We start from the raw sequence: 4314 nt of genomic DNA, 5'->3' as shown, positions 1-4314 counted from the left end.
TAACTTTGTGCCAAACTTCTATGTAGAAGCAGGACCAGAGTTTGGTTTCCTGGTCAGTGCTAAAAACAAACTGAAAAACGAAACCAACAATAATACCCTGACTGAATCAGGAAACTATAAGGATCAGTTGAACACTTTCAACTTTGGATTAGGCATTGGTGCAGGATATTATTTCACAGATAACATCGGTATTACAGCGAGATATGTAGCAGGTTTAAGCGATATCGCAAAAGACAGACCGGCTAACAGTGACGCTGTAAGAAACAATGTATTCCAGGTAGGTCTGGCATTCAAATTCTAATCATACGATTTAGTAATAGCAAACAGATTTAATTTCAATAAGTGGTCAGGTTTATTAACAAGCCTGACCTTTTCTATGGCATCTTAAAAGTCTTATTCACAGCATCCTTTTTGTGAATTATTTAAGAGATAAAATACCATAAATTCTTTGTAATCCCACACTTTTGGCAAGCCTTTTGCAAAATAAATCATGCCTGATTGATATACCAGGCATTCAACAACAGTAAAATTTAAATGTAAAATTATGAAGAAGTTATTTCTAGGAATGGCAGTAGCTGCAGCATCGTGCATGTCTGCTCAGGAAGTAGTAACCACTACCACCACCACTACAGTTGCCGTGCAGCCGGTACCACCCATGAAGATGAAAGAACCTGTACGCTTCGGGATCAAGGGGGCCGCTACGGCATCCCAATTCAGTGAGCAGGAGCTGGCCGGCAGAAATATGAAATTAGGATTCAATGCAGGGGTTTTCGTAAACATTCCGCTTTCTATGAAGTTTTCTTTGCAGCCGGAAGTTCTGTATAACCAGATGGGCGCTAAAAGCGTATTGACGGATCGTGAAATCACCACCGGTACAACAACAGTAAGAACCAAACAGGATTATTCCACAACACTGAATTACATTTCCCTTCCTGTGATGCTCCAGATGAAGCCTGCGGATAATTTTTACGTAGAAGCAGGTCCTGAAGTGAGCTATTTCGTAGACGGTAAAAACAAAGGGGAAACAACCATTTCCACCACCACTTCCGGAACCACGACGACACAAACGCAATCTGCCTCCCAAAGTATTGACAAGGATGATATTAAAAAATTCAATCTGGGATTCGGTCTCGGTTTAGGATATTATTTTACACCTAACCTGGGAATCAACGCCAGATATGTGAACAGCCTTACGCACATCTACAACAATTCAGATGCCGTAACAGACGCCCAGAAAAACGTAAATACCAACCGGGTATTCCAGTTAGGCCTGAATTACAAATTCTAACGGATATAACCAATTTGATTTCAATAGAAAGGTCAGACTCATTACGGGTCTGACCTTTCATTTATTTTTATGAAAAATACCGGTATCAGTTGAATAATTCAACTTCTTCGCCTTTTCCTACCGGATATTCTTCCGTGAAGCATCCGAAACAGTGGTTGGCAGAACCCAGTATATCTTTCAGGTTTTCCACACTCAGGAATTCCAGTGAATCCACCCCAAGATAATCCCTGAGTTCCTGCGTCGTCATGTTTGCAGAAATAAGATCATCCTTGGAGGGTGTATCAATACCGAGGTAGCAAGGCGCAATAATCGGTGGGGAGACACTGCGGAAGTGAATCTCCTTCACCCCTGCATCTTTCAGGATTTTCATCAGCCTTTTTGAGGTGGTCCCGCGGACAATTGAATCATCAATGATGACCACCCGCTTATCCTTGATTTCGGAAATAATGGGATTCAGTTTGAGATTGACCACCCTTTCCCGCATTTCCTGGGTAGGTACAATAAAGCTTCTGCCGATGTAGCGGTTTTTAATCAGTACCGGGCGGAACGGAATCCCGGAAGCCCTGGCAAAACCGATGGCTGCAGGCACTCCGGAATCAGGAACCCCGATAACAACATCTGCCTCTACCGGAGCCTGGTGCCAGATTTTCTCACCGGATTTCTCCCGGATGTCATAGACATTGATATTTTCCAATGATGAATCGGGCCTGGCAAAGTAAATATATTCGAAAGAGCAGATCCGCTGTTTTCCTTTTTCCTCGTCTGCCATATAGGAATGCAGTTTTCCCGGCTCATTCTCGTTGGTATAGACAATTTCACCCGGAAGGATATCGCGGACATACTGGGCGCCAACGGCATCCAGCGCCACCGATTCTGAAGCTACCACATACGATTTTTCGTCAATAGCACCCAGCACCAGCGGTCTGATCCCGTTAAAATCGCGGAACGCAAAGAATTTATTACGCGTCAGTCCCACTACGGAATAGGCACCTTCTATTTTTTCCATGGTCACCTTGATGGCTGCGCGGAGCCCGAGATCCAGGTTTTTCTGGATGAGCCTCAGGATCACCTCAGAGTCTGAAGTAGCCCTGAAGACTACGCCTTCGGCTTCCAGCTCTGTTTTCAGTTCCCTTGCATTGGTCAGGTTACCGTTATGGGCAATGGACAGAATAATCTGGTCGTATTCATTTTTAGCGAAAAACGGCTGGAAATTATATTTCTTTTTGTCTCCTGCGGTGGTATAGCGGGTATGTCCGATGGCAGAATTCCCCATAAAAGTCTCGGGATCCGGAATTTCCTTGTATACATCCAATACAAGACCTTCATCTTTCATATTGGTAATCCTTCCGTTCTTTAAAACAGAGATACCGCATGCCTCCTGCCCTCTGTGCTGCAGCGCAAAAAGGCCGAATTGCGAAAGGGAGAACGTATCCAGATCGTTATCGGAATACATCCCGAAGATGCCGCATTCCTCATTCGGAGCGTCCAGCCTTTCTTCCTCCTGCGTTCTGAACAGGTTCCTTCCATAGGTTCCGGTCTCAAACTGTTTTAAATATTCACTTTTATGAATGTCTAAACTTTTCATTTCTATTTTTTCTAATCTAGATTATATTGAGAGATATACAGATTAGATGAAAAACCGGTACGGATGTTAAATAAGCTCAGCATCCTGCGGTTTTCTATCCGGCTGCTTATTTCTGAAGAAGATTTTTAAGACGGTTGTAGATTTCTACATACGCTTCGGTAACTTCACCAAGATCTCTTCTGAATCTGTCCTTATCCAGTTTCTTCATGGTATCTTTGTCCCAAAGCCTGCAGGTATCCGGGGAAATTTCATCCGCCAGGATAATCTCACCGTCTGAAGTTTTACCCAGCTCGATCTTGAAATCTACCAGGATGATGTTCATTTTATCGAAAAGGTCGATCAGGATCGTATTGATCTTATCCGTAAGGGCATACATTTCCTTCAGCTCTTCATAAGTGGCAGCTCCCAGGAATACCGCGTGGTGATCATTGATCAGCGGATCTCCCAACTCGTCCTTTTTGTAACAGATGTCGAAAATGGTAACCGGCGACTTGATGCCTTCCTCAACGCCCAGGCGCTGTGCCATGCTTCCGGCAGAATAATTTCTCACCACCATCTCCAGTGGAATAATGGATACCTTTCTTACCAGCTGCTCTCTTTCGTCCAGTTTTTCAATGAAATGTGTTTTTACTCCCTGTTCGTTCAGATATTCAAAGATAAGGGTTGTGATGGCATTGTTCATTTCCCCTTTCAGATCCACGGATCCTCTTTTCTGAGCGTTGAATGCGGTAGCATCGTCTTTGAAGCGAACCACAACTTCCTCAGGATTATCGGTTGCAAATACCTGTTTTGCCTTACCTTCGTACAACATTTCTTTCTTTTGACTCATAATTTTCACTTTTTTTAAGGAACACAAGATTCCGTTTTTATATTAGATTTATTTACTGTTTAGTTAAAATTCCTGTCAGCACTGCCATGCCGAAACTCAGAAGGGTTCCGGTAAGCACATATTCCGTGAGTTTTCTCTGTTTTGCCTGGGCCAGGTCGCTGAACCGGAACACCGACTTGGCTGCTACCATAAAGCCTACACCTTCCCAGTGATTCACCATGATAAAGGTAAATACCATTAACCGTTCCAGGATACCGATATATTTCCCGGCATTCGATAAGGATTCCGTCTGCAGATTATTTGCCGTGTCCGGAACCGGTGCCCATGAAGACAGCAGTATTTTAATGATAACGGAGGCCGGTACCGTTAAAAACAAAATGGCAGCCAGCAAGGTCAGCACGGTCTTTTTTTCCAAAAGCCCAAACCCGAACTCCCCCAGATACCATGAAGCCCCGGCTATCACGGCAATATGCAAAACCTGGTCTGTGAAGAACCAGGCTCTTTTATTTCCGGCATTCTGAAAACTGAGCTTGGCAGCATCGGTAAAAAAGTGCAGGATTCCTACAGCAAGGGCTACCGGCCACAGCTTTACATTCCAAAGAAAAAGAAAAC

5 protein-coding genes are annotated in these 4314 nt (G+C 43.9%); 2 read left to right on the top strand and 3 right to left on the bottom strand.

The genetic code is table 11. The annotated features are described in order from the left end of the window. A partial coding sequence (locus QZ735_RS03545; RefSeq protein ID WP_294244274.1) for an outer membrane beta-barrel protein occupies positions 1–301 on the top strand: 301 nt, incomplete at its 5' end. Positions 302–544: 243 nt separating this feature from the next. Beyond that, positions 545–1288, top strand: a complete 744-nt coding sequence (locus QZ735_RS03540) for a porin family protein (protein WP_294244271.1) — start codon at positions 545–547, stop codon at positions 1286–1288. An 85-nt stretch (positions 1289–1373) separates the two neighbouring features. On the opposite strand, the gene purF is transcribed toward QZ735_RS03540, so the two are convergent. The 3 genes from purF to QZ735_RS03525 form a co-directional block, all read right to left on the bottom strand. Then, positions 1374–2873, bottom strand: coding sequence for an amidophosphoribosyltransferase (gene purF, locus QZ735_RS03535; protein ID WP_294244269.1), 1500 nt, complete (start codon positions 2871–2873; stop codon positions 1374–1376). Between the two features lie 106 nt (positions 2874–2979). Next, a complete protein-coding gene (purC, locus tag QZ735_RS03530; RefSeq protein ID WP_294244267.1) occupies positions 2980–3702 on the bottom strand; it encodes a phosphoribosylaminoimidazolesuccinocarboxamide synthase in 723 nt (240 codons plus the stop codon). A 52-nt stretch (positions 3703–3754) separates the two neighbouring features. After that, on the bottom strand, positions 3755–4314 hold a 560-nt coding region (locus QZ735_RS03525), incomplete at its 5' end, for a DUF3307 domain-containing protein (RefSeq protein WP_294244264.1).

This window comes from uncultured Chryseobacterium sp., from assembly GCF_913776365.1.
In the GTDB taxonomy this organism is placed as follows: domain Bacteria; phylum Bacteroidota; class Bacteroidia; order Flavobacteriales; family Weeksellaceae; genus Chryseobacterium.
Note: the sequence above shows the minus strand (reverse complement) of the source record. Positions and strands in the feature narration are given on the sequence as shown.